Genomic DNA, 26,082 nt, shown 5'->3' with positions numbered 1-26,082 from the left:
CTAAGCGGTTCATTTTAAGCGTGTCAGCTATTTGGAAAACCTCAGAGACCACGAAGTAGCCGCGAAGCGAACGCTCAACTTGTTTTTTGCGCAATAACAGGTATGAGTTATCAAAAAATCTTAGCGGACGTCAAAAAGAAGCAATTCGCTCCTGTCTATTTCCTGCACGGTCAGGAGAGTTACTTTATTGACCTGATTGCAGATACAATTGAAGAACATGCACTGGCTGAGCATGAAAAAGCCTTCAATCAAACCATCCTTTATGGGAAGGATACAGACAACTTGCAGGTAGTAGATGCTGCCCGCCGCTTCCCGATGATGGCCGAGCGCCAGCTGGTAATAGTGAAGGAAGCCAAGGAGATGAAATCGCTTAAAGACCTTTTGAGCTATGTCGAGAAACCCAGCCCGACGACAGTATTGGTCATCTGCCATAAGCACAAAAAGTACAATTTCAATTCTAAGTTTGGCAAGGCCGTCAAAGCAAACGCCACCATATTCGAAGCCAAGCCTCTCTACGATAATCAGGTGCCCGACTGGATAGCGGATTATTTACGCAGCAAGAAGCTAAAGGCGGGGCCAGCAGCAGCGGAATTGTTGGCAGAATACCTGGGGAGTGATTTATCTAAAGTCGTCAACGAATTAGATAAACTGGCGCTCAATCTTCCCCCTGATTCCGAAGTGACCCAGCAACTAATCGAGCAACACATTGGCATCAGTAAGGACTACAACGTTTTTGAGTTTCAAAAAGCACTAGGGGTTAGGAATGTACTCAAAGCCAACAGGATGGTGCAATATTTCATTGCCAACCCGCGCAAGAATCCAATCCAGGTGGTTATTGGTAGTTTGTACAATTACTTCAGTAAAATTTACCTCTTCCATTCTGTTGCCCGCGCCGCAGAGCCGGAAATCTTGCAAACATTAGGCTTGCGCTCCAGCTTCTTTCTTAGAGAATACCGAGGTGCTGCTCGTCATTACCCACTTAGCAAAGCACAAGAGGTCATCCACATCCTACGTGAGTTTGACCTCAAAAGCAAAGGCGTTGGCTATAATGCAACGGGTAAACCAGAAGGAGAATTACTGAAGGAAATGACTTGGCGGATATTGCATGTGTAGGCTAGGGGGCTATTAAGTTATGCACAACTCATGAACAATGGACCTCAATAGTGCTATCGTGTCCAAATTTTACTAGGGTCAATAAGCATCATGGTATATCTACTTGACGTAGGAGTAGAGCTTGGTGATGATTCTCCGTCTCGAAGAGCACAGAGGACAGTTCCTTCTAATTCAATTGCGTTTCTACTTGGAATTACTTCTAATTCACCTTTGGGGCCATAACCAATAAATTCCCACTTTTGATCAATGACATCATACCGCCACATATCTCCCTCTAAGATTTGCCGTTGCAAATTACTTTGGGCTCCCATCCCAACATAGATATATCGCTCTTGATCAGTTGAAACAGCAAAATGTATCTGACCTGTACCAGGAAAATCTGAAAGACGGTTCCATTGGCTAGTCGTAGGGTCAAACTGCCAAAATTGTGATGGGAAAAATGGAAGATCTTCTTGATCTCCTTGAGGGCCGACCAAAACGTAACCCATTTCATTTACTGCGAAGCCATAGTGTCGGATCACATTGGTANGAAAAGGGACATCATTAAGCTCGGTTAGTCCTTGAAAGTCAGTAAGATTCAATGCTGCAAAATTACCTTGCCCATACTGTACATAACATAAACCATCTAGGATAAAACTAAAATGTAAACTTCCCGGTTGCCCGCCCCTAAGGTTTGTTTTCCGGAATAATTGTTAATCTGTCATTGTTATTTAGAAGGTAAAAATTCCTCCCATTTGGGCGTGCAAACAAATTGTCAAGTCCTCTAACTGGCTCAACAAAAAGAAGCTCACCTTTGTCTGTAGGGTGGGTTATGAATACGCTATTTTTACGTCCCTTCCCGTTTGATGTCACGATGGCAAAGCGATCAACAATAGATGGATTAAGAAGTATCGTGTCGCTATTTTCCTCTTCAGCAAGGAAATAAAAGTGTTCATCATCCTTATCTGAAGGAGTGAAAACCTGGCCCTGTAGTGTTTTTCCAGATTTTAAATAGACAAATCCAGTTTCTGTTTGAGCGACTATCAATATTGGCAAATAACATAGAAACAGGAATAAAGAAGTTTTCAGAGAAACGTTCATTATACTGGGGGTTGAAGGAGGGTGTGCTTTTANTCTTTGATTATCAAAGAATAGAGAATCTATTAATGGATTCTCGTTTCACAAGTCAAGGACACCGCGCGTTACTCAGTCGCATAAATATACTTAAATTGTTTTTTGTTTCACAAATGTCATAAAAAGTATATTTTCAAGAAAATCCAGCCCATCCTTGCATAAGTCAATTGTCCTGCCTTATATTTGGCGCTATAATTATTTACAATGAATTTGTGTAATCAGAACAATTGGTGGTGGCATTCTAAACATTCTAACCAGAGTGAATAGGCTGCTCGTGTATTTGTTTACACTATGAAAATCGGCTTGTCGTTCACTCGGCAAGCCGATTTTTATTTTACCAGATGACCATAATCTTTAGTGCAACATAGATGTCTACAACAACAAAAATAGCCTTGAAAGTGAGCGTTAGTAGAATGCTCTCGGATACGCTTACCCCCGTTTCGCTGTATCTGCGTTTGCGAGATCACTACACCGATCCTGTTTTGCTGGAAAGCAATGATATCAGTAACAAAGAGGAGTGTTTTAGCTTTATTGGCCTGGATACATTGGCCAGTTTTCAGGTGCAGGCTGGTGTTTTGAAAACCCAGTTGCCAGGAGAAGAAACGAATGCTCGCCCTTTAGCGGCAACGGAAACCGTGGCGGAAGAGTTCAAGAACTTCTTAAGTCATTTCGAGCCGCAAGGAGATGCGCCTTTTCGAGGCTTCAATGGTCTCTTTGGGCATACAGGCTTTGATGGCGTGCAGTATTTTGATACCCTGGAGTTTCCGAAAGAAAAGCGCAAATTTGACCTGCCGGATTTACGTTACCACCTCTACCGCTTTATTCTCGCCATCAATCATTATAAGGACGAATTATATCTATTAGAGAACAGGCTCCCCGGTGAAGAAAGTCGTTTGGAGGAACTGAAAACGCGTATCAATAGCCCCCGATTTAGGGTACACCCTTTTACTTTGAAAGGAGAAGAAACCAGCAACCTGACCAATGAGGAGTTCAAAGACCTAGTGCGAATTGGTAAGGAGCATTGCCAGCGGGGAGATGTCTTTCAGATCGTTTTCAGCCGTCAGTTTCAGCAAGCTTTTCAAGGCGACGAATTTCAGGTGTATCGTGTTCTCCGTTCTGTAAATCCTTCTCCCTACCTTTTCTATTTTGATTATGGAGATTACCGCATATTCGGTTCTTCTCCCGAGGCGCAGATGGTTATCCGTCATGGGCAGGCCAAGTTGAACCCTATCGCTGGTACCTATCGCCGTACCGGGAATATGGAAGAAGATGCGCAAGCAGCCCAGGATTTAAGCGAGGACCCTAAAGAAAATGCCGAACATATCATGTTGGTCGATTTGGCCAGAAACGACCTTGGTCGCCATGCCCATGATGTACAGGTGCGGGAGTTGAAAGATATTCATTACTACAGTCACGTGATTCACCTAGTGTCTACCGTTACCGGGGAATTGGGGCCAGACAGTAATCCTATTCAAATTTTTGGGGACACCTTTCCAGCGGGGACGCTTTCGGGGGCGCCCAAGTATAAGGCGATCGAACTGATCAATCGCTACGAAAACCAAAATCGTTCCTTTTACGGTGGCGCTTTAGGCTATGTAGATTTTAATGGAGAAATGAATCAGGCAATTGTTATTCGCTCGTTTATGAGTCAGAATAATAAGCTGTTTTATCAGGCTGGTGCGGGTGTTGTAGTGGCCAGCGATGAAGAAAAAGAATTACAGGAAGTCAATAATAAACTTGGTGCGCTTAAGCGAGCACTAGAGGAAGCGACTAAAATCTAGTAACTGATTCCAGTACCCTTTTTACCGATCCAACAATAGAAATATGAAAGTTTTAGTGCTTGATAATTATGATTCCTTTACCTACAACCTGGTGCAATATGTGCAGGAGATACTGGAACGGAAGGTTGATGTCATTCGTAATGATGCCATTACGGTAGAGGAAGTCGCAGCTTACGATGTGATTATTCTTTCTCCGGGGCCGGGTTTGCCCGAAGAGGCGGGCATTATGCCTGAGCTGATCAAACGGTATGCGGGAGATAAATTTATTCTTGGCGTTTGTTTAGGTCATCAGGCCATTGGTGAAGCTTTTGGCGGAAGCCTGGAAAACCTAGCTGAAGTATACCACGGTATTGAAACCAATATGCTACAGACAGAGGTAGAACCTATCCTTTTCAAGGGAATCCCCAAAGAATTTAGGGCAGGGCGCTACCACAGCTGGGTGATCAAGAAAGATACTTTGCCCGAAGCGTTTTTACTAACGGCAGTAGACCAAACCGGAGAGATTATGGCTATTCGCCATCGGGAGTTTCCCTTGTTTGGTGTCCAGTTTCATCCAGAAAGTATTATGACCCCGCAGGGATATCAAATGCTGGAGAACTTCTTTGCTTTTGTTCAAGAAAAACGTGCAGTTGCCTTATGAGAAAGACCTTGCAAAAATTATTCGCTCACAAGCAATTGAATCGAGAAGAAGCTCGAAGAATGCTGTTGGGCATTGCCCGTGAAGAGTTCAATGATGTACAAATCGCAAGTTTTGTAACAGTATTTCAAATGCGGAGTATAGGCATGGCCGAACTTCAGGGGTTCCGTGATGCACTGCTTGAGCTATCAGTGCCCTTGAATGTAGGCGGACAAACGACCATTGATATTGTTGGCACGGGAGGCGATGGAAAGAACACCTTCAATATTTCCACTTGTTCTTGTTTTGTGGTGGCTGGTGCTGGTTATAAAGTCACCAAGCATGGTAGTTATGGTGTTTCTTCTGCGGTAGGTTCTTCTAATGTGCTTATGGAACTGGGGTATGAATTTACCAATGATTCTGATGTCTTATTGCGACAATTAGATAAGGCAAATATTTGCTTTTTGCATGCGCCACTCTTCCATCCAGCCCTTAAAGCGGTTGTGCCAGTGCGCAAGCAATTGGGTATGAAGACCTTTTTTAATATGCTGGGGCCGTTGGTAAACCCGGTGCAGCCTTCTCATCAATTATTTGGCACGTTCTCTCAGGAACTTTCCCGTTTGTATCATTACCTCATGCAGGAATCTGGCAGAGACTATACCATCGTATATGCTTTAGACGGTTATGATGAAATCAGCCTTACGGGCCTTGCGAAAGTACACAGTTCTCGTGGAGAGCGATTACTCTCGCCTGATGACTTTGGAATGTATCAGGTTAATCCCAAATCCTTGTATGGTGGGGAAACCCCAGCCGAAGCGAAATCTATTTTTCTGGATGTCCTCAATGATTTGGCCACTCCTGCTCAAAAAGCAGTTGTATGTGCTAATGCGGGATTGGCTATTCATACGCTTTGCCCGGAAAAATCATTGCTGGACTGTGTACAAGAAGCGCGCGAAAGCATTGAAACAGGGAACGCGCTTGCTAAACTTTACAAAATAACTTCAAACAACTAACGAATCATGGATATTCTTGATAAAATCGTCGCTCATAAAAAGCAGGAAGTAGCAGATCGAAAGGAACGCTTTCCTGTGAAATTACTGGAAGACAGTATCTACTTTAAGACACCAACAGTCAGTCTGAGTAAGTACTTGCAAAGAGAAGACAAGCAGGGTATTATTGCTGAGTTTAAGCGAAAAAGCCCATCGAAAGGCGCAATCAATTTGTACGCAAAGGTCGAAGAAGTAAGTATCGGCTACATGCAGGCTGGTGCTTCGGCCTTGTCTATCCTTACGGATGAACATTTTTTTGGTGGCAAAAATGCGGATCTGACCGAGGCCAGGAAATTCAACTACTGCCCGATACTTCGCAAGGATTTCATTATTGATGAATACCAAATTGTAGAAGCACGCAGTATTGGTGCTGATGCCATTCTGTTGATTGCTGCTTGTTTGGAGAAAGATGAACTACATCGGTTAGCGACTTTTGCGCGTAGCTTAGGGTTAGAAGTTTTGGTGGAATTGCACGGTCCCCAAGAGCTAGATAAACTTAGCCCTTCGGCAAGCATTGTAGGTGTGAACAATCGCAATCTGCAAACCTTTGAAGTAAGTATTTCGCATTCCATTGAACTCTTTCCGATGCTTCCCACGGAAATGGTCAAAATTTCGGAGAGTGGCTTGAATGACGCACAAGCTATTGTGGAGTTGCGTCGGGCGGGTTTTCAGGGCTTTCTGATCGGCGAGCATTTTATGCGTGATGAAAACCCCGGACAACATTGCCGAGAATTTATCCAACGCATCCAGCGATTGGAAGCTTTACTGGACGGCGCAATTGCTTAAGTTTTTACAACGAAAGAAAATGATTATCAAGACCTGTGGTTTACGTGAACCGGAAAACATTCAAGCAGTTAGCGCCTTAGGAGTGGATTGGATAGGACTTATCTTTTACCCCAAGTCACCGCGATATATTGGCCACCAAGCTAACCTTCAAGCTTTTCTTAAGGAGGAAAAACGACATGAAGGTAAGCTCAAACGAGTGGGTGTTTTTGTGAATGCGGAGTTCAGAGAAGTGTTGGAAGCTGTACATGATTACGAGCTGGATTACGTTCAACTTCACGGCGGGGAGGGAGCTGTTTATTGCGCAACGCTACAGCAATTATGGCAAGACAGCAGTATTCGTAAGGCTGGGATCATTCGAGCGTTTCGAGTAAGCCGCGCTTTTGATTTTGGTATTACCGTAGATTATGAAGCCTACTGTGATTACTTTCTTTTTGATACTAAAGGTCAGGAATACGGTGGCACTGGCCACAAATTCGACTGGGAAATTCTGGACCGGTACACCGGAAAAACACCTTTCCTTTTGAGTGGAGGCATCGGCTCGGAAGATGCAGCGGCAGTAAAAGCAGTAAAGCATCCCGCGCTGGCCGGAATTGACGTGAACAGTAAATTTGAAATTGAACCCGGCCTAAAGGATGCCTCAAAGTTGGCAACCTTCTTAAGCAAGCTAAAATCATAAAAAATGAAAACAATAGCAGTAGATAAGCATGGGTATTACGGTGATTTTGGTGGTGCCTACATCCCGGAAATGCTCTACCCTAACGTAAAAGAATTACGTCAGACTTACTTGAGCATGATGCAGGAGGAGAAATTCCAACAGGATTTCCAGCGCTTACTTCGCGACTATGTAGGTCGTCCGACGCCGCTTTATTTAGCAAAAAGATTAAGTGAACACTACGGCGTGACCATCTACCTCAAAAGAGAGGACTTGAATCACACCGGGGCTCATAAGATTAATAATACGATTGGGCAGATACTTTTAGCTCAGCGCCTCGGTAAAAAACGCATTATTGCTGAAACTGGCGCTGGTCAGCACGGCGTAGCCACAGCAACGGTTTGTGCTCTGATGGGTGTGCAATGCATCGTCTATATGGGCGAAGTAGACATCGCCCGTCAAGCTCCTAATGTAGCCAGAATGCGAATGCTGGGAGCGGAAGTTCGGCCTGCATTGAGCGGTAGCCGCACGCTGAAAGATGCGACCAATGAAGCGATTCGAGATTGGATCAACAATCCTACCGATACACATTATATTATTGGTTCGGTAGTTGGGCCTCACCCTTATCCTGATATGGTCGCCCGGTTTCAGTCGGTCATTTCAGAGGAGATGCGCTATCAATTAGAGGAGCATACGGGCCGAGATTATCCAGATGCTATTATTGCCTGCGTAGGCGGAGGCAGCAATGCTGCTGGTGCTTTCTATCATTATCTTAATGACGAACGCGTGCGCCTGGTTGCCGTTGAAGCCGCCGGCTTGGGGATTAACTCTGGAGAATCCGCCGCCACTAGTGTTCTGGGAACCGAAGGAGTGATTCACGGCAGCCGTACCCTACTTATGCAAACGGACGACGGCCAGATCATCGAACCATATAGTATCTCTGCTGGCTTGGATTACCCAGGAATTGGCCCCATGCACGCCCACCTCATCAAATCAGGCCGTGCCGAGGCAATTCATGTAACTGATGAAGAAGCTTTACAAGCAGCCCTTGATCTTAGCCGGACAGAGGGTATTATTCCTGCGTTGGAAACAGCTCATGCCTTCTCAGCCTTGGATAAAATGAAGTATAAAGCAGATGACGTACTCGTAGTTTGCCTTTCAGGCAGAGGCGACAAAGACCTGGAGGCGTATATGAAGTACCTCGATAGAGGGTAGTGCTCATCCCGACGAAAGGTCGGAATTCATGCTCCGCGAGCGTAGCGAGCCCCCCACTCGCGGGAGCGAGTACTACCACGAGCGCCAACGAGTACAAAACAACAAAGAGAATGAATCGCATAAAACAGCTTTTTAAAAATAAACAGGAGCATATCCTGAACATCTACTTTACCGCAGGATATCCTCATAAAGAGGATACGGTGGCCATTATTAAGAGCCTGTCGGACGCTGGTGTCGATCTCATAGAGGTGGGAATGCCATATAGCGACCCGCTTGCGGATGGCCCCACAATACAAGAGAGTGGCACCCAAGCACTCCGCAACGGACTTACCTTGCCGCTCTTGTTTGAGCAGCTAAGAGAAGTCAGGAAGTCGGTGGATGTTCCGCTAGTGTTGATGGGCTATTTTAACCAAGTCTTACAATACGGCTTCGATCGCTTTTTAGAGGATTGCCTTAAAGCAGAGGTAGATGGTTTGATTTTGCCTGATTTGCCACTTTACGAATATGAGGAACATTACCGGCAGAAGGTGGAAGCAGCTGGCTTGAGTATGAGCTTCCTGATTACACCGCAGACGACCGATGATCGGATAAAAATAGTGGATGAGCTGAGTGATGGATTTATTTATATGGTATCTAGCGCAGCGATTACAGGAGCGAAAAGCGGGATTTCCGATCAGCAAATAACCTATTTCGAGCGGATAGCTGCTATGGATTTACGGAACCCTCGTCTCATTGGTTTCGGTATATCCGACCATGCTACCTATGCTACGGCCTGTAAATATGCAGCTGGCGCGATTATAGGAAGTGCTTATATCAAAGCGCTTACTGCGGGTGATGAAGTGAAAACAACGACCGATCAATTTGTAGCAATGGTGCGAGGGTAACCTTTTTTGCTGTTCCTTAAAACAACAACTTTATGATAATTCAATTAGAACCTCAAATTACTACGGATCAACTGGCTGGACTGGAAGAACAGTTGACCAAAATCAAGTACTCCGTAAATCCTGTGAAAACCCAGTATGCCAATTATTTGGTTGGAGTGGGCAAGACCGATTTTGATATTCGCTCGATTGGAACCCTGCCAGGTATTAAAGATATTCATCGTGTGAGTGATGCTTATAAGTTGGTTTCAAAAAAATGGCGCGTAGATAATACAGTGATTGATTTGGGGGATGGTATCCGGATAGGAGAGGGGTCGCCCGCAATGATGGTAGGGCCATGTAGCATCGAATCGGAGGAGCAAGTAGCACTCACGATTGAGCACATGAAAAAGAATGGTATCCGCATTATGCGTGGTGGGGTTTACAAGCCTCGTTCATCACCATACAGCTTCCGTGGCTTGGGGATTGACGGCCTCAAAATGTGGCATGAGCAGACACGGGAAGCCGGTATCAAAATCATTACAGAAGTGATGATGGTAGACCAAATTGAAGAAATGTACGATTATGTTGATGTGTTTCAGGTAGGCGCTCGTAATAGCCAGAATTTCAATTTGCTAGATGCTTTAGGAGAGGTGGATCGTCCCGTTTTACTCAAACGAGGTATTTCCGGCACTATTGACGAACTTTTGGCTTCTGCAGAGTATATTTTTAGCAATGGCAATGAGCGAATAATGCTTTGCGAACGTGGTATTCGTTCCTACGAGACAGCATACCGCAATACCTTTGATATCAATGCTTTGGTGATGCTCAAAGAGAAAACCCACTTGCCTGTTATCGCAGACCCTAGCCACGGTATCGGGGTGCGCCGTTTTGTGGATAAGATTGCGCTGGCTTCGGCAGTAGCAGGAGCAGATGGTATCATCATGGAGGTACATCACGAGCCAGAAAAAGCTTTCAGCGATGGTCAGCAGACCTTGAGTTTCGGTCAGGCCGAAAAACTGTACCAGCAGCTCAAACGAATGGAATGGTTGCAAGAGTAGACCTTTCCCAATATTGGTTTACAACAAGTTACCAATTTTAGATGAGATTTTCTTGGGGTTTAGGGTTGCTCCGGATTACTTTGTTGGAATCAAAGCTTACTACTAATTACCCCGGTTGCGATAAGTCGAAGGCTTCGTCTGGGCAAATTTGCTAAAGGCTTTGTTAAAAGTGACCCGGTTGTTGAACCCGGCCTCCTGTGCAATGGCTTCTATGGTATAATGTTGTAGTTCTTCTTTGTGCAGGAGGATCTTTGCAAATTCTACGCGGTAGCGATTGACATGATCCCTGAATGATTCACGGATCAATTGAGAAAAGGTTTGAGAAATATGATGAGGGTTTTCTTTGATGTGCGCGGCAAAGGCTTTCAAGTTGAGCTGATTGTCTAAGAAGATTTGCTCGTCCGCAAGTGCTGATGTTATCTTGATTTGGATACGTTTCATGTCCTTTCTGGGGATACCGGAGTTGAGGTATTTCTCACCTAGCTCCAGCAGAAAGTCGGGTTGCCAATAGAGCATATACGCTATCAACATTACCACCGTGTTGATTACAAAATAGATGAGGATGAAATCGTTCCAGCTATCCGCAAATTGGGTGAGCCAACTGATGAGTACAGAGGTTAAGAAGTAAACACTGACCAAACAAACAGAAAAGATGCGTTTAAGCGGAGGTAGTGACGCGGCAAGGCTATGAACTAGCCTCAATATCATGACTCCATACGCCATCTGGCTCAATGCCCGAGCATAGTTCATGGGCATGATTCGATCACTGAAATGCTGCTGCATATAGGCTATGCGTTCAGCCCCAGGGAGCACAAAAATATCAGCAAAGTAGATCATAACTAAGCCAATAGGAAGTAGATGCCAAGCGTCTTTTAAGTTGAATTTCTCTTTGCCTTTAAGCGAGAATTGTAAGTGAAACCAAAGTAGCGGGCCATAAAGAAACCCGGAAATAAAGTAGTATCTCCCAAAGAATTCAGGATAAATATCTCGGATAGGGCTGGTAGAATAAAGGAAGTCGATCATTTCCAAGCCCAGCAATAACACAAAGGCGGATAGCAGGCGATAGGGGAGGTTTTTCTTTTGAAAAAATAAACCTCCCGATACGAAGATCGCCAAGATGGCATAAGCAAATAGAATCGTTTTTATCAACATGGTGGGGAAAGATACTTACTCCTCTTTGCTTAAGGTAAAACGAACGCTAATTTTTCCTACCCAATCCGGGCGAGTACCATCGGGGTATTGTTCGTCCTCTAGGGTTAACACCAATTGTTGACGACTGATTTGATAGTTATAAACTTGTCGTGCACCCTCAAATCCGGGGACTCTCGCAATATTGGGTTGGGCTATAAATAAGGAATCCGTCAGGTGAAACTGCCCCGTATTAAAAACCAAGCCCTGAAAAGCGGCCCTAAGTTCCTCGCAAGTAGGATTGGTGAAATCTGCAAAAGGTGCTCTGTTATTTTTCGAGGGGTGATACTGAATAACGTAGCGCTCAGGACTGACAACAAAAATACCGGGAGCTGGAGCGTCGATCAAGTAGGTTGTATCGGGGTAGAGGTATGCAATCTGCTCCATTTTCCACGATCCACTCAAGTTCTGAAGGTGATTTTGGAATCCCTTTAACTTTGCTGTCAAAGCCGTCATTCCCATGTTTTCTGCTAACTCAATGGTTGTTGTTGTTTGATTGTTAAATAAGCTCATTTTCCAATTTGCGCCGGCTTGTAACAAGAGAAGAGCCATTGCTTCATTTTGGTAAAAAATCGCCCAATGTAGTGCTGTAGCTTGGTTGACATACTCTTGATGATCCAATTGAGCACCTGCTTCGATAAGTATTTTTACAAGACTTGTATCACCGCCTACGACCCCACCAATAAGCGCACTCAATGCGTAAAGGGTATCTGTAGCATTAACATCTGCACCTGCTGTTAGGAGTTGTTTTACCGTGGCATCGTCCCCATTTTTTGCAGCTATGCAAAGTGCTGATTGCCCAACTCGATTGAGAAGATTAAGATTTGCGCCATGTTTCAAGAGCAGTTCCAGTAAGTCTACCTGTCCAAGGCTGGCAGCACGATGAATAAGTCCGTTGCCAAAACCATCCCGGCTATCGGCAAAATCGCCGCTTTGCAATAACTTGTCTAGCGGAAGGAGGTCCTTATGGGTAGTTTGACTGAAAATAGCTTCCACTTCAGCGCCAGGAGACTGGTAAATTGATGTAGAGTGGAAAATCTCCAGTAAAGAATCCGAATGCCAAAGCCGCAATAATACATCGCCTGCATCGCCATGCTTGCTTTGAACACTTACGTCAACGCCTTTTTCTACCAGCAATTTGAGCACTTCCGGATGACCGTAGTAGGCCGCCCAATTGATGACGGGGTCACCTTGCCGGTCGATGGCATTGAGGTTGGCACCATTTTGTAAAAGCAAGCGCGCTACCTTGGCGTCTTCCTTGGCACAGGCCCACATAAGGGGCGTGGCGCCGAGCTCACCACCTGAAGGGATATCAACCGCTGCGCCAGCAGCCAAAAGTACAGCCAGTATCTCTGAGTTGTTTTGCTGGACCGCATAATGGAGTGGCGAAAGTTGTTGATCGTCTAATTGATTAGGATCAATATCTTCATCAAGAAGAAACTGGGTGATAAGCGCAGCGTTGGCTTGAACCGCCTGGTGAAGGATGTTGGGCGATTTTCGAAACTCGGGAGAATGTTTTTGAAATACTTCAAATTGATCCTCCGATAGGATGTCAGTGATTTGTTGCGCAATAAGGCAAGGGCCTCCGAAAAGGGTGATTAGAATAATAAAGCTTAACCGCATCTCTCTATCTTTTTTATACAAACTTACTGGTCGTAAAGGTGCAGATAGCAATTGGAAGTATCTCTGTTTCTGCAGCGAAGCCTGTTAATTACAATTGTTGTTTACAATTAGGATGAAAAAAAAGAGTCATCCCGAATTTTGGCTAAGGCCAAAATCCAGGATGACTCATGTTTAGTACAAATGCGGTAATTTATTACCTCGCCTACTGCTTAGGGTGTACCAGGGTCATTTCTTCAACCAAATGACCTGCGCCAGCAAACTTATCGACGATAAACAAGATGTATTTTACATCAACCATGATGTTGCGGCAAATCTCGGGGTCGTAGTTGATGTCACTCATCGTACCATGCCAGGTACGGTCGAAATTGAGACCAATGAGGTTACCGTGGGCATCAATGGCAGGAGAGCCAGAGTTGCCTCCCGTTGTATGATTTGAACCGAGGAAACAAACAGGAACCCGGCCTTCGTCATTGGTATATTCACCAAAATCTTTGTCTTCGTAGAGTTTCCGAAGCTTGGCGGGGACATCGAATTCGTAATCACCGGGAACATATTTTTCAATAACACCATCAAGGTCGGTTGCAAATTCGTAGGTTTCATCTTCACTTACAGAATATCCGTCGACCTGGCCATAGGTAACACGCATGGTGCTGTTGGCATCAGGGTAGAAGCGTCGATCTGGGAAGACCTCCATTAGCGCAGCCATATAACGGCGCTGAGCATCTTGGATTTGCTCATTGACTTCATTGTAAGGATTGAAGATAGTCTCTTCTGAAAAACTAAGTAGCTCATTGATGTATTGGTAGGCATAATCGCCTTCTAGCTGTTCGAAAAATTTTGCGGGATATTCGCTCAAAATTTCCAACATGAAATCTCCTTTAGTAAGGAAAGAGTTACCAAATATTTTATTCATAAGGAGTTCAACATCACCACTAGCAAACTCAAGTTGATCCTTGGCATAAGGAGCCTGATGTATTGGTACAACAGATTTATGATAAACCTCCATCATGACCTTTCCTATCTTTTGATCAATTTTTGGGTTGTAGTTTTTGTAAAACTCTTCGAGGTAGGATTGTAATCCAGGTAGGCGCTCTTCGAGTGCATCAATGCCATTGTTTTTGTAGATATTCAAATATCGCTTTAGCGTTGTTGTCAGTCGGAAGAGTTCTACATTCCGATAAACAATTTCGATAACATAGTCACGGCTTATAGCCAGTGGTTCTATCTTATTGTAGAGGTAATCAAACTCAGGCAAGAGGTTTTTATGAGCTTCATGCAGGTCTTCATCGGCTTTGATCGCTGCTATAAAATCTTGCTCCATCTGCAAGCGTTTTTCTATAGCATCAGTTGCTTCGATACCTAGGCGTTCTCCTTTCCATTTTTTCCAGCCGTTGGCAATGCTTGCTTGTTTGGCGGCGTACTGGATGCGAGCTTCAGGGTTATCGCGCATCGCTTGATCAAGAATGGCCAAAGATCTATCGCGTAAGCGAATACGTACAGGGCTTAGTTTGTTGACCATCTGGTCCATCGCAACCGCAGGAAGGTATTCATTGGTTCTACCAGGAAAGCCGAAAATCAGCGTAAAATCTCCTTCTTCTACACCATCCATACTAACAGGTAAGTAGTGGCGAGGCTTCATTGGAACGTTGTCTTCGCTGTATTCTGCTGGTTTACCATCGGGGCCAGCATAAATGCGAAACATCGAAAAATCGCCTGTATGGCGTGGCCATTCCCAGTTGTCGGTGTCAGCGCCGAATTTTCCAATACTAGACGGAGGAGTACCCACCAATCTTACGTCATTGTAAGTTTCTGTGATAAAGGCAAAATATTGGTTACCATTAAAGAAAGGGCGAATGGAGACGTCCTGGTATTCTTCTTTTGTGAGCGAAGATTTGATGTCTTCCAGGATTTTATCAGTCGCAGACTGCCGTTCTTTTGGGGCCATTTCTGGTTTCAGAACACTATTTACCCTTTCCGTTACATCTTCGATTCTAACAATAAAGGTGACATAAAGACCGGGGTTAGGTAATTCTTGCTCTTTGGTCATTGCCCAAAAGCCATCTTCCAGATAGTTATTCTCCAAGCTGGAGTGCGACTGGATTTGTCCAAATCCACAGTGATGATTGGTTAGTAATAGGCCCTGAGAAGAGATAACTTCTCCGGTGCAAAAACCGCCAAAGTGGACAATGGCATCTTTAAGGCTTCCCTGGTTGACACTGTAGATGTCTTCAGCCGTCATTTTCATGCCCATGGCCTGCATCTCAGATTCATTGAGTTGGCCAAGTAGTAGCGGAAGCCACATGCCTTCCCCCGCAAAACTAGTAATGCTTAATGTGATGACCATTAAGCTGGTCAAAAGAAAAGATCTCATATAGATAAATTGGTTAATTTGATATGGCTAAGTACACTTATTTACCTGTGTCTTAATTTTTCACAAGATAAGAACAATCTAAAAGGATAAAAGAGGAAGGGCCTGGGAATAGAGAAAATACGGGTAAAATGAAGAAAGCACCACTCGCATTACGCTCAGTGGTGCTTCATTTGAAGGAAAATCTGTTAAAGGTTCGCTCTGAAAATCAACTCGTGTATAAGGCTTAGATGCCTTATGTCTCAAAAACGCTGCTTTATATATTTACTTTTTTATAAAAAAATCAAGAATCGACTTTTGGAAGCCTAAAAAAGCCCATAAAGTCACCGTTCCCGTTAGTTTAGTGTACGTTTCGTAAAGGAAGCCGATATTATTTTGTAGCGAAAAAAAGGAAGTCTATTTTTGTTAAAGCGTTTACGCTAAGAATATTGCGTAATTCCTATTACGCTAAAGAATTAATCATAGGGATGACTTTTGGGTCCTGTTAGCATTTGGCTGACAGGGCTTTTTTTTATGTCTATTACTTACTTGGGTAAAGAATGCTGCTGATATTTTCATTAAACATGCACATTACCCTCCAGAAGTGACCACTTACCCCGCTGCTATTCTAAATCAATGGTGTTTCCAGCAGTTTTGTATTGTCAACATAACAAAAGACAATGCAGAAAAGGATCAAAATAGAACTTTGTGGCAATGATTTAGAAGAACGGGTGATTGCTGAAATGTGGGCAATCTACGCGCCTTACTACAATTACTCGGAGAAAAATTTCCGCGAGCGTATTGATCGCAATACGCATTATGCACTTTATCGCCGGAATGGACGTATCGTAGGATTCACGGGGCTGCGTATTCAAAAAATCAACTTGGCGAAAGACAAGTTCCTTACTATTTACTTTGGCCAAACAGTAGTTTCCAACCAAGTAAGAGGTTGTGGCCTCATCAACCGTACGGGCTTATTGCTAATGGCTAAATACTGGCGAGCTTTGCTAAGCAGAAAGGTCGTCTTTTGGGCAGACGCTCTCACGTATCGTGCTTACCTCGTTTTCGCCAAGAACCTTTTGGAATACTACCCTCGTCGCCATCAACTTCTTCCTTTACGGATGAAAAACTTGCGGGATTACTTGGGGCAATCTAACTATGGTCACTGCTATTGTCCATCCAGTGGAACGGTTGTCAAAGATAGTTTTCTGGTTAATGACCCTCAAATGATTATCGCGGAAGAAAAACTCCGAGATCCTGATATCTATCTTTTTGCAAAGGAGAACCCTGGATATTTACAAGGATCCGGCCTGTTGACAATGGGCCCTGCCACCTGGGAAAACCTGGTCTTTATGGCAAAGAAAGCCTTCTTGAAACTGAAGGCTGCACCTATGATGACTTCTAGGAATTCTTTACAAGCCGAATACACTAAATAAGATGCAAATACAGAAAATATCCTGCTACCATATACAGATTCCATTACGGATTCAATTTGCACAAGCCAACCAGAAGACACAGTTCTCTAAATCGGTTGTTGTTTGTATTCATACAAAAGAACGATCCATAGGATTTGGTGAAAGCTGTCCACGAACCTATGTGACGGGAGAAGATATAAGCAGTGTTTTAGACCGCGTTGCTAACTGGGAAGAGGAGTTGAAAAGCTTAGTGTTTTCTTCCCTGGATGACATAGAAAAATGGACCAGTGAGCAACTCGATAGGGGGATTGGCCCTGCGGCAGTATGTGCCATCGAGCTTGCACTGTTAGATGCCTGGAGCTGGGAGTATCAAAGAGATTTGGCAGAAGAACTGGGCGCTGGCATCACTTCATCTGAGGTACAGTACAGTGGCGTTCTTCCGCAAGGTAACTGGGTTAAACTTGGGCCTATTGTAAAACAACTGAATTTTTCTTCCTGGAAATTTAAAGCTTATGGCAGAGTAGCACCCAACTTGCACCGTATTAGAGAAATGAAAGCCCTAATGGGGAATACAAGGCCAATTCGCATGGATGCTAATGCTGGCTGGAGCTTAGCGATGGCCCGAGAGCAAATCAGCAAAGCACTCACCTTAGGTGTCACTTCCTTTGAACAGCCACTTGCGCCAGGGAAGGATAATGAAGCAAGACAATTGGTACAAACGTTTGGCGATCAGGCAAGCATTATGGCCGATGAATCATTGTGTACGTATGCTGATGCAATGCGATTGATTGAAAATGAGGCGTGCAACCATTTTAGCCTCAAGCTTTCCAAAAACGGAGGGCTATTCAATACCCTCAAGATTTATCGTTTGGCTCAAGCCAATGGGATACTCTGCCAGTTGAGTGCTCATTATGGTGAAACCAGCATTCTTACAGCTGCGGGCTTGCTTTTTGCAATGATTGCTCCGGAGCTGACGGCTTGCGAGGGGGCTTTGGGGACGATGCTTTTAAAAGAAGACCTCACTTCTTGCCCTCTTATGGTGGATAAGAACGGAAAGATTGATGCACCTGCTTTACCTTTTATGGGGTGGCCTGTACCGATTGATCAACGGAAGCTGCAAGCGTACAGTATTCATCTGGGCAAGGTGCAAAAACAAGCGTTAGCAATAGCGATATAAGCGTAAAAAAGGAAAACTCCCAAATCAGAAATCGTCTAAATTACCCCATTTTCTCATGGCCTGTATTTTTTACGTCCTCACTTTACTAACGGTACTTTTGTTGCTGTGGTCATTTCGACTACAAAGGATAAGATATCTGCGACTGGAAAGTCGGATGGAGGTGTTAAATGCGCGACTGAACCCCCATTTTTTTTCTAACAGCTTGAATGCAATCGAAAGCTTGGTCAACTTGGATCAAAAGCGCGCAGCTTCAAAATACTTGGTCCATTTCTCTCACTTGATGCGCAAAGTTTTGCTGGCCTCGCGTACACAAATGACTAGTTTGAGTAAGGAATTGGCGATCACGAAGCATTATTTGGCTATGGAAGAACTCCGCTTCAAGGGTAAACTTAACTATCAGATAGAAATTTCAGGTGAGCTAGAAGTAGACCAAGTAGCGGTTCCTTCTCTTATTTTTCAACCTTTTCTTGAACAAGCTATTTGTGAGCGTATTGTGCGGAATGAATTGCCAAGTTTACTCTCCTTGGAGGCCAAGCGGGATGGTTCCTATTTATGTTGTATTATTACAGATGAACTAATTGGTCATGGGAATGCTGCCTTGCCTCGCGTGTCTACGAAACATCGAAGTGAGCATAGCCTCTTAAAGTTCGCAAATCGACAATTATTAGGTAAAGAGGATACAAAGGTGGAGGTGAGTGACCTACGAAACGAAAATAACGAAGTTTGCGGCACCCGTACCGTACTGTGGTTGCCGTATAAAGAAATCAGCAAATCAATAATGTGATCCATGAGTAAGTTAAGAGCCATTTTGGTCGAAGATGAACCCAGCGGCATGGACAATCTACGTTGGAAACTACAAAACAACTGCCCAGAGGTAGAGATCATAGCGGAATGTACCAGTGGCAAAGAAGCCATACGGGCGATAAAAATGCACCTGCCGGACCTGCTGTTTCTTGATATCCGATTGGGAGATATGAGTGGTTTTGATGTGCTTGAAGCCATCAAGCACCCTACTTTTGATCTGATATTCACGACCAGTTACGATGAATATGCCATCCAGGCAATCAAAAACAGTGCGCTTGATTATTTGCTAAAGCCGATTGATGAAGACGAATTGCTGGATGCGGTAGGCAAAGCACGCCAAAAACAAAGAAGTAGCAGTTCCACCGGAAATATACCAGAGGTTCCTGTGGCACCTCGGTTTGGATTCCCTATCAGTACTGGCCAGCAATTTATTGAGTTGTCAGAAGTCATTTATGCTCAAGCAGAAGACAATGTAGCATTGGTTTATCTGAAGGAAGGTAAGCCGCTGAAAATCAGTAGGTCATTAGGTTGGGTGGAAGAAGAGTTGAAGGACTTGGGCTTTTGCCGAATCCACCATTCTTACTTGATTAATTTAAGTGCAATGACGGAATACATTCGCAACGAAGGCGGCTTTGTGATTATGGAAGGTGGCAAAGCCATCAGCATCTCTCGCCGGCGCAAGGATGATTTCCTTAAAGCGTTAGATCGGTTTAATTTGAACTCCTAGCCTATGAACACCACCACACCAGAACCCATTGAATTACTGCCCCAAAGTCCACCTTTTGCGGGCCGTCGTATTTATTGCCTCCTGATTGGTATTGACCGCTACGAGGTGCCGGGGGCAAATTTGGGAGGTTGTGTTCAGGACAGTAGGGCCGTTGAGAAGTACCTGCGTGAAAGTGTGAGTAATGCAGAAAAATGCCTGCATTTACTTTGTCTGCGGAGCCCCGTTTTGCAGCAGCTAGAGGACCCAGAGATAAAGGCCCCAATACCCGCTAGCAGGAGAGTAGGAACAGCCACGCGTTCGGAAATTATAGCGGGTTTCAAAGACTTTCTCACCCAGGCCGAGGAAGGCGATATGGTTCTTGTTCACTACAGTGGGCACGGTTCCTACGAAACCCGCCCCCAGGAACTCTGGCACCTAGACCCTGAAGAACGCAGTACACATCGCGCGGAAACCATTGTCTGTCAGGATAGTTTTACTACAAAAAATGGGCAATTTGTACCCGCCTTACGCGATAAAGAATTACGTTGGTTGATTGCTAAAATCGCGACGCGTAACCCTGATATTGTTCTGTTGATGGATTGTTGTAATGCTAGTGGTAATACCCGTTTTAAAGAAGAGGGCACACTGGCACGTTTTACACCATTAAAAGGAATAAAGGAACAGAACGACATTGCTTCGTATCTTTTTTACCAAGATGATGAGGCTGCACGATTGGCCTTGTCTTCTGATCCAACTCAGTTCCATTTGCCAGAAGGCCGCCATTTGGCACTCTATGCGTGTCACAGTTATCAGTTGGCTAAAGAAACTACTTTTAGAGAAGGTCGCTTTGGCGTTTTTACTTACTACCTTCTTCAAACTCTCAGGGCTACGCGTGGCCGAATTACTTACCGTGACCTATTGAAATTGATTCGTGCTAAAGCCAAAGAGAGGGTTACCCACCAAAGCCCTCAGATACATGCGAGCCTGCCAAAAGACATGGATAATTACTTTTGGGGCAACCAGTCCACGGAATCTGAAAAGGCACCTTTTACCTTGTTACCCACGGATAACCCGCTGGAAGCTCACCTGGATGCAGGTTCCTTACACGGTCTTCTTGGCCCGGAGGAAGGAGCTACTTTTTTTGAAGTGTTATCGAATAAACCGTCGGCAGAACTGACTGAAACAAGGTTGGCCCTTCTCAAAACCATCGCTCCGGCTCATAGTATCGTCAGCTTTACCGATGATAGGCCCTTTCCGGATGGGGAGCCCTTACTCAAGGCAATTGTACATAGCTCACCGTTGCCTAAAACAAAGGTGTGTATCGAGCTAGAAGAGGAAGAGAAGCTGCTTGATGAAGCAACCCTTTCTCCTGAACAGGGGCAACTGCTAGAAGCCCAACAGGTTTTATTGAATTTGCTCAAAGACGCCCCTCATTTTTCTGTTGTAAAAAAAGAAGAAGGTGGCTGGCAATACCGGCTATTCATTTATTTATATAAAAGAGAAAAGAAACTACGCATCTGTGCAAAAGATGAAGTCGGAGCCCTCATTCAGCCACGAATAGGGTGGGATAAGCCTACCATGCAAGCTTTTATCGATGAACTGGCCCNTCTTGGGAAATGGCAGCGCACCCTTTCCCTACGGAACGATCATCCGGCTTCCATTCCTCAGGGACTAGTGACCATTGATGTTCTTAACCCTGCGGGAGAGGTCGTCAATGCCGAAGAAAAAGATATTGTCCTGAAAGCTACACCTGAAGGCGAACCAGATCCCCAGTTGAAGTTCAGGGTTCGATTGCGTAAAGCTTATCCAGGAGCTTTGTATTGTGCCTTGTTGCATTTGCGGCCAGATTTTGGCATCAATCCCGGTCTACTGGCCAGCGATGCCCATTTGGGAACCGTGGAGTTTATGGATGGAGGCCGAATAATTAAGCGAGAACAAAAGGAAATTTACGCAGGGTCCCATATCCAACTTCCTGGGGGCGCCAATCCGGAAGGTTTGTTTTTGGCGTTTAGTTTGCCACCCAACAAAGGTGGTGTGCCAGTAAAGGAAGTAGAGGATCACTTCAAGCTGATTGTTAGCACCGTCCCTTTTGATCCGATGCATTTGTGGCAGAATAGCCTCCAGCGGGCTAAGGTTCCCCGAACGGGTGCTGCGCTGGAAATAAGCAATGCTTTTGATAGTTTATTGAGTAATATCCAACACCGTGGCGTAAATTGGGGGAGTAACCTTTCCCGAGTTCGTCGTAAAGTGCCGGATTGGTATACGACGATGGTCACCGTAAAAACACTAAAACCATGAATACACTAATTAACAAAATGGGCATAATTATTAGCCTAGCCTTTGCTTTGACCTTTATTGGGACAAGCTGTGGAGGGAAGGAAACTCTCGGAGGACAGGATGAAACCGTTGAAAATCCGGATGCTTCAGGGGCCTTGAATTTTAGCGGTGGAGAGGAGCCATCTGTTGCTGGTACTGTTCTTGCCCCGCCGCCGGTGAAAATAAAAAATGAGGAAGCTTGGAATCAACTGATTAGTGAATATGGCAAGGTAGAGCAGCGCAACGAATCGTCTAATGTAGTAAAAGAACAGCAGATATATCCTTATGGACAAGAGCCCCCTCCGGTAAGGGTTCTTTACAAGGAGTTGGGCCTGATTGATTTTTTGGAAGACTTCATTAAATTGAATTTATTTTTCAAGTATCCAGATAAGCACATTCCAACATTTCCTCAGGTGAAAAAATATGGAGATGAGTACTCTTTTGAAGAGCTAGGGTACCCCATCGTAAGAGAATTTTATTCTACGGCCGAGGGACCGAGTGACAGGGCTCCAAATATTATTTACTTCAAACCGATAGCAGGTTTACCTGACCAAGCAAGTGTTGTTGAAAATCGTCCATTACTTCAACGTAAAAAAGTATATGAGGCGCTGTTGAATAATGATCGTTTTCAACCCTATTTTCTTGACCCCGTTTACAATAAACTGTATCCCTATAAGGAAGAAATGAGGGATGGTTTATTAAGGAGGATCAATAATGTTTTGGAAGAACGTACCAATGTTTATTATTCAGAGCTTAATGCTATTAGTGGAACAACCCGCCGTGCAGACGAGTATAAATTAAATTTGGAACCAGAGGAGTATAATAAAATTATCGCCGAAATACAGGATTTACCCTTGCCGGAAGACCTGAGCGATCAATACCTTCAAAACATCAGCCCCCTGTTTTCGGCCACACAATCAAGTTTCTCCCAAAAAGTAGCTGCTTTTAATACGATTTATACTACCAATAAAGCGGGATTGGATCCGAAGGAAAGGGAGATGATCGATAGCTTTATGGTGGGGGCTCGCCAAGTGGAGCAAGCAATGGAAAAGTACGTAAGCACAATTAATGCGATAGAGAAGCCTTACACATATAATAGTTTGATGGAGGCCTATTTTGCGGTACAGCTTCTGAGTAAAGAGAATTACTGGGAATACAAAAAGATGGCCTCTGCCATTCTCAACGAGCGTAGAGATTACTATTATACCCAAGTAATGAAGAAAAGAAACTGATATTTACCAAAAGCCATAACTAAATTATGCATTACGAACTTACTCATGATACCATTGCTCAGCAGGTGTACGAAAAGGCCAGTACGGAGGCTCGTACGCGCCGGAAAGTGGAGCGCTATATTAGCGAACGCCATCAGGCGTATCATGATCGCCAGGTATACCTTACCCAGGATGATATTGACTTCGTCTGGCCATATCTGGATCAAGTCAATAGCTCTGGGGAGGAACTTGTATTTTTGCAGAGGGGTAAGCAACGTTTGCAACGCCGTCGTCGCCTGCGCTTGTTTTTACTTACCACTATTAGTATTGCATTTGGAGTACTGGCACTTGTCGCAAATAGTCAGCGCAATGCCGCAGAACAGCGGGAGCAAGAAAGCAAATCCATGCGGGTAAGCCTGGCCGCTCGTTATGCCCTTTACGAAGGAAGTCCCCGAGAAGCCTTTCGGCTGGCTGAGCAAACCCTCTTGTGGGACAATGATGAGAATGCCAAAACAATTGCTCGTGAGGTCTTGCTGGAAATACAAGCCAACCCACTGGTGAGCAGTATCCACCATGAGGATACGATAGTAGCGTTGCAATTTTCTCGAGATGGCTCCTTCTTTATGAGTGCATCACAGGATGGAGAGGTAAGAATCTCTAATTTGAAAAGAGAAATACTGAAAAAGATAGCGTACAAGGAGGGGCTTAGTTGGGCCGAACTTTTACCTGATAACGAACGTGTCGTCAGCCTTAGCAGGAGGGGCGAATTACAGCTATGGAATGTAACCAATAACAAAGTACAACCTCTGACCGGACAGATTGAATTCATGAAGGCCCGGGTAAGCCCTGATGGCTCCCGGTTAGGAGCAATAGCCAAGGAGCAAGTGTACGTTTGGGATTTGCGCCAGCCAACGGAACAACCCATTGTGGTGAGTATGCAAGCCCCGGTTACCGCTATCGATTTTTTACAAGTGGACACCGGATGGGACCTTGTAACAGCTAGTAAAGCGACCGAAATAAAGCGCTGGAACGCTGTAGGGGAGGAAGTAATGGCTTACCGCAATGTGTTGGGTCGGCCCGTCACTGGGATCAGTATCAGCCCGAACAACGACAAGATGGTCTTTCGTACGACTACCGGTGATTTTATGCTAGCGAACAACGGTGATACGCTTCGCACCAGAACATCCCTTTTGTTCCGTGCTTACCAGCCTATTCAGTCAAAGTTTGTACCAAGTAGGATGCCAGAGAAAATTGTTTCTATTAGCAGGGATAGGAATATCGTCTACGTTTGGAATACGGGATCAACCCAATCCGATCTCGACTTGCAATGGCTGCCAAAAGGGAAAGCACAGTTTGCCATTATGAGCGATAACGGGAGGTACTTGGTGGGAGCTAGTGATAACAACGAAACTCTTGTCCAGCAGGTCGTCGATAGCTTGATGGAACAAAATCAAGAGCTTTTTCGCTTTAACAATCGGATCTTGTGGGGCGTATATGCTCCTAATAACGTCCACTTTCTATCGGCTGGAGGCAATAACCAGGCGTTACTTTGGAAATTTGATTTTGATTATGTAGCGGATAAAAAAGCATTGAGTGAGCAGCAGCTAATTCAGTATTATCAGACGAGGTTACATCCGTTTTCACCAGAAGAACAAGCATATTACCAGTTGAAATAGTTTTGTTTTTTAGATTTCTCTAAAACCATTTTCATGAAACACCTATTCCTTTTATTCGCCCTCACATGCTGCTTTTTAGCCCCCCAACTAAGTGCTCAGACAACGGTTAAGGATACCCTCGACCTGGGAGGTGAAGATGTCGCTACCACGATGGATGCCAGTCGAGGATTGAATCAAACTATTTCTAACCGAAATTGGTGGCTCAATTTTTTGAAAGCCGATTCCATTCGGATGATGCCTGAAATTACCTTTTCAAGATCACTGGCCATGAGTATGCGGAATTACACCAGAGATCCCGGTACGTGGGTGCCTTATCAAGACTTAAACATATTCTTCTTTCTAGAAGACTTAGAAGCCTTGCAAAACAACCTTTTATGGAAAACTTATACGGCCATAAATGCTCAATCAGCATCAGAACCACCTGTTCGTCAGTCTCCTCTTGGAGGGCGTGGCCGTCCTGCAGCACCGGGCAGTGATCGTGTTATGGCTAACCCCAGGGCCGGCACAGGCAGTGTTTCGGTGCCGCCTTGGTACCCCATTGTCCGCCACGATGTTTTAGGGGAGTTTAATATCCGCGAGAATCCTCGTTACTTAAGGTTTCCCCGACGTACCCGTACAGCTCCTGACACCCGTTACAGTACTACTTTTAAAAATAGCCAGTCGCTTAATAGGCTGTACCGTTTGGCCTTTTATAATGGCACCAGTGAAGAGGTGTATTCCTATGGTGCGCCCTCTAGCGCAATCATTCATCCTGATCAAACGATAGATGTCAAGAAGGTGGTTACGGATGTCTATCTGGATATCTCAGCGATGGTGGAAACAGAAATGAGGATGGTCTATAATCGGCAGCACCCTTCGGCGAAGGCCACTAAACTAAATGCCCGTCAGATTCAAGAAGTGATGCCGATGATGAATAATGCCTCAATACCCTTTACTTATAAGCGAATATTGGGCGCTCGGCGTCAGCAAATTAATACCAATTTGCCCGAAATAAAGAGTTCACTCTCCGTATTGGTGACACAGAGAGACGCATGTCGTGCCTTTTTGAGTCCGGAAGAAGCTAGTTTGTTTGCTTGGGTGATTGACCAAAAAACGCAACTAGTGACTTGGCAAACAGCGGCGGTAGATGGACTCGGTACCATCCTGAGTGCTTCAGGAAATACGGCAAAGTATAGCCAGTTGATGGTCGTTTCCGAATACTTGCGCGTAAGTACCGTTCTTCTCAGTAACCTGACGGAAAATCCGAAGTTGCCATACGCCTTAGATCGCGTCAAAGCTCCGTATTATGATGCTGTAATGGCTGTTGAGCGAGATTTCAGGAGTAAGTTAAATGAATAAGTGAAAACACATAATTGCTGTTGTAGTGAAGTGGT

General features: G+C 44.6%; 21 protein-coding genes. 17 read left to right on the top strand and 4 right to left on the bottom strand.

All coding sequences use genetic code 11. The features are described 5' to 3' along the window. Nucleotides 1-102 precede the first annotated feature (102 nt). On the top strand, nucleotides 103-1,113 hold the full coding sequence (gene holA / locus A3EU_RS0118790; RefSeq protein ID WP_020537743.1) for a DNA polymerase III subunit delta: 1,011 nt from the start codon (nucleotides 103-105) through the stop codon (nucleotides 1,111-1,113). Nucleotides 1,114-1,779: 666 nt separating this feature from the next. Here holA and A3EU_RS0118780 read toward each other — a convergent pair. Next, complete coding sequence (locus A3EU_RS0118780; RefSeq protein WP_020537741.1) at nucleotides 1,780-2,193, bottom strand: hypothetical protein; 414 nt, start codon at nucleotides 2,191-2,193, stop codon at nucleotides 1,780-1,782. Between the two features lie 401 nt (nucleotides 2,194-2,594). On the opposite strand from A3EU_RS0118780, the gene A3EU_RS0118775 reads away from it, so the two are divergent. The 8 genes from A3EU_RS0118775 (at nucleotide 2,595) to aroF (ending at nucleotide 10,246) form a co-directional block, all read left to right on the top strand. Next, complete coding sequence (locus A3EU_RS0118775; protein WP_156825821.1) at nucleotides 2,595-4,007, top strand: anthranilate synthase component I family protein; 1,413 nt, start codon at nucleotides 2,595-2,597, stop codon at nucleotides 4,005-4,007. A 43-nt stretch (nucleotides 4,008-4,050) separates the two neighbouring features. Then, nucleotides 4,051-4,647, top strand: coding sequence for an anthranilate synthase component II (locus A3EU_RS0118770; RefSeq protein WP_020537739.1), 597 nt, complete (start codon nucleotides 4,051-4,053; stop codon nucleotides 4,645-4,647). Continuing rightward, nucleotides 4,644-5,636 (top strand): anthranilate phosphoribosyltransferase, encoded by a 993-nt coding sequence (gene trpD / locus A3EU_RS0118765; protein WP_020537738.1) that lies wholly within the window; start codon nucleotides 4,644-4,646, stop codon nucleotides 5,634-5,636. Before A3EU_RS0118770 ends, trpD begins: the two co-directional genes overlap by 4 nt. A gap of 6 nt (nucleotides 5,637-5,642) precedes the next feature. After that, nucleotides 5,643-6,458: an indole-3-glycerol phosphate synthase TrpC gene (gene trpC / locus A3EU_RS0118760; protein WP_020537737.1), complete on the top strand. Its 816-nt coding sequence runs from the start codon at nucleotides 5,643-5,645 to the stop codon at nucleotides 6,456-6,458. 19 nt (nucleotides 6,459-6,477) lie between these two features. After that, a complete protein-coding gene (locus A3EU_RS0118755; RefSeq protein ID WP_020537736.1) occupies nucleotides 6,478-7,134 on the top strand; it encodes a phosphoribosylanthranilate isomerase in 657 nt (218 codons plus the stop codon). A 3-nt stretch (nucleotides 7,135-7,137) separates the two neighbouring features. After that, the gene (gene trpB, locus A3EU_RS0118750; protein ID WP_020537735.1) at nucleotides 7,138-8,325 is read left to right on the top strand and encodes a tryptophan synthase subunit beta; all 1,188 of its coding nucleotides are present in this window, start codon (nucleotides 7,138-7,140) and stop codon (nucleotides 8,323-8,325) included. A 110-nt stretch (nucleotides 8,326-8,435) separates the two neighbouring features. Further along, entirely contained in the window at nucleotides 8,436-9,209 is a 774-nt protein-coding gene (gene trpA / locus A3EU_RS0118745; RefSeq protein ID WP_020537734.1) for a tryptophan synthase subunit alpha, read from the top strand. 32 nt (nucleotides 9,210-9,241) lie between these two features. Continuing rightward, entirely contained in the window at nucleotides 9,242-10,246 is a 1,005-nt protein-coding gene (gene aroF, locus A3EU_RS0118740) for a 3-deoxy-7-phosphoheptulonate synthase (protein ID WP_020537733.1), read from the top strand. 102 nt (nucleotides 10,247-10,348) lie between these two features. On the opposite strand, the gene A3EU_RS0118735 is transcribed toward aroF, so the two are convergent. From A3EU_RS0118735 to A3EU_RS0118725, 3 genes are all read right to left on the bottom strand, one after another. Beyond that, nucleotides 10,349-11,398 carry an AraC family transcriptional regulator gene (locus A3EU_RS0118735; RefSeq protein ID WP_020537732.1) on the bottom strand — a complete coding sequence of 350 codons (1,050 nt, stop codon included), beginning with the start codon at nucleotides 11,396-11,398 and terminating at the stop codon, nucleotides 10,349-10,351. A gap of 15 nt (nucleotides 11,399-11,413) precedes the next feature. Then, nucleotides 11,414-13,057: an ankyrin repeat domain-containing protein gene (locus tag A3EU_RS0118730; RefSeq protein WP_020537731.1), complete on the bottom strand. Its 1,644-nt coding sequence runs from the start codon at nucleotides 13,055-13,057 to the stop codon at nucleotides 11,414-11,416. A gap of 202 nt (nucleotides 13,058-13,259) precedes the next feature. Further along, nucleotides 13,260-15,428: a S46 family peptidase gene (locus A3EU_RS0118725; RefSeq protein WP_020537730.1), complete on the bottom strand. Its 2,169-nt coding sequence runs from the start codon at nucleotides 15,426-15,428 to the stop codon at nucleotides 13,260-13,262. Between the two features lie 656 nt (nucleotides 15,429-16,084). Here A3EU_RS0118725 and A3EU_RS0118720 point away from each other — a divergent pair. The 8 genes from A3EU_RS0118720 (at nucleotide 16,085) to A3EU_RS0118685 (ending at nucleotide 26,047) form a co-directional block, all read left to right on the top strand. Then, entirely contained in the window at nucleotides 16,085-16,840 is a 756-nt protein-coding gene (locus A3EU_RS0118720; protein ID WP_020537729.1) for a hypothetical protein, read from the top strand. Between the two features lies 1 nt (nucleotide 16,841). Beyond that, nucleotides 16,842-17,996 carry a mandelate racemase/muconate lactonizing enzyme family protein gene (locus tag A3EU_RS0118715; RefSeq protein WP_020537728.1) on the top strand — a complete coding sequence of 385 codons (1,155 nt, stop codon included), beginning with the start codon at nucleotides 16,842-16,844 and terminating at the stop codon, nucleotides 17,994-17,996. Nucleotides 17,997-18,051: 55 nt separating this feature from the next. Continuing rightward, nucleotides 18,052-18,780, top strand: coding sequence for a histidine kinase (locus tag A3EU_RS0118710; protein ID WP_083937482.1), 729 nt, complete (start codon nucleotides 18,052-18,054; stop codon nucleotides 18,778-18,780). A gap of 3 nt (nucleotides 18,781-18,783) precedes the next feature. After that, nucleotides 18,784-19,527 carry a LytR/AlgR family response regulator transcription factor gene (locus A3EU_RS0118705; protein ID WP_020537726.1) on the top strand — a complete coding sequence of 248 codons (744 nt, stop codon included), beginning with the start codon at nucleotides 18,784-18,786 and terminating at the stop codon, nucleotides 19,525-19,527. 3 nt (nucleotides 19,528-19,530) lie between these two features. Then, a complete protein-coding gene (locus A3EU_RS0118700; protein ID WP_020537725.1) occupies nucleotides 19,531-21,804 on the top strand; it encodes a caspase family protein in 2,274 nt (757 codons plus the stop codon). Further along, a complete protein-coding gene (locus A3EU_RS0118695) occupies nucleotides 21,801-23,054 on the top strand; it encodes a hypothetical protein (RefSeq protein WP_020537724.1) in 1,254 nt (417 codons plus the stop codon). Before A3EU_RS0118700 ends, A3EU_RS0118695 begins: the two co-directional genes overlap by 4 nt. Before the next feature lie 26 nt (nucleotides 23,055-23,080). Further along, complete coding sequence (locus A3EU_RS0118690; RefSeq protein ID WP_020537723.1) at nucleotides 23,081-24,709, top strand: WD40 repeat domain-containing protein; 1,629 nt, start codon at nucleotides 23,081-23,083, stop codon at nucleotides 24,707-24,709. A 33-nt stretch (nucleotides 24,710-24,742) separates the two neighbouring features. Next, nucleotides 24,743-26,047, top strand: coding sequence for a hypothetical protein (locus A3EU_RS0118685; protein WP_020537722.1), 1,305 nt, complete (start codon nucleotides 24,743-24,745; stop codon nucleotides 26,045-26,047). Nucleotides 26,048-26,082 lie beyond the last annotated feature (35 nt).

The organism is Lewinella cohaerens DSM 23179, assembly GCF_000379805.1.
GTDB lineage: Bacteria > Bacteroidota > Bacteroidia > Chitinophagales > Saprospiraceae > Lewinella > Lewinella cohaerens.
The sequence above is the reverse complement of the archived record's forward strand: the minus strand, read 5'-3'. Positions and strand labels throughout refer to the sequence as shown.